Origin of the sequence: Rhodoferax sp. UBA5149, assembly GCF_002413825.1 — a bacterium.
Taxonomy (GTDB): domain Bacteria; phylum Pseudomonadota; class Gammaproteobacteria; order Burkholderiales; family Burkholderiaceae_C; genus Rhodoferax.
Genome location: NZ_DHXT01000170.1, coordinates 3,619 through 4,565 on the forward strand (window position 1 = coordinate 3,619; position 947 = coordinate 4,565).

Consider the following 947-nt stretch of genomic DNA (forward strand, 5'->3'; position numbering starts at 1 on the left):
CGGTCGGTTTCCTTGACGCGCCAGCTGGCGATGTTGCGCAGCGTGGTGCTGCCCTGGGCGTACAGCGCCATCACCGCCAGCGTCATCGCGGCATCGGGGATGTGGTTGCAGTCCAGATCAATGGCTTTCAGTGGCCAGCTGCCGCGTGACACCTCCAGCCAGTTGGGGCCACTAGCTACCTGGGCGCCCATCATTTGCGCGGCTTCGATGAAGCGGATGTCACCCTGGATGGAATCCGCCCCCACGCCCTCAATCTTTATGCTTTTTTGGCCTCCAGCCCCCGTCGCTATTGCGCCAAGCGCTATGAAATAGCTAGCGGATGAGGCGTCTGCTTCAACGTGCAGTGTGCCGGGTGACGTGAGCTGGCTTGCGGCCGGAATGGTGAAACGTTGCCAGCCATCCCGCACCACGTCGATGCCAAAACGCGCCAGCAGGTTCAGCGTGATTTCAATATAGGGGCGGGAGATCAGCTCGCCCACCACCTCAATGACGATGTCTTTATCAGCCACTAATGGCAGTGCCATCAACAGGGCGGTGAGAAACTGGCTCGACACATCGCCGCGGACCCGGATCGGTGCGTCCAGTTGCAGGGTGGGTTCGCCAATGCGCAGCGGCGGAAAGCCCTGCTGCCCCAGGTAATCGATGCGGCAGCCAAGCTGGCGCAGCGCATCGACCAGGTCGCCAATCGGACGCTCATGCATGCGCGGCACACCGCGCAACTCAAAATCGCCCCCCATTACCGCGAGGGCCGCGGTGAGCGGGCGTATCGCCGTGCCGGCGTTGCCCATGAACAGATCGGCTTTTTTGTTACTGAGCTGGCCGTCCAGCCCGTCGATCTCAACCGAGCTGCCGCTTTGCCGCACACCACAGCCCAGTAGCTGCAAGGCATCCAGCATGACGCGCGTGTCGTCGGAGTCCAGCAGATCGTGCACGGTGGTCGTGCCCTG

At 62.5% G+C, this 947-nt stretch carries 1 protein-coding gene; it reads right to left on the reverse strand.

What is annotated here, in order from left to right; all coding sequences use genetic code 11:
• Nucleotides 1-947 (reverse strand): 3-phosphoshikimate 1-carboxyvinyltransferase (gene aroA, locus B3V69_RS15480; protein ID WP_296447911.1); only part of this gene is annotated, 947 nt, incomplete at both ends.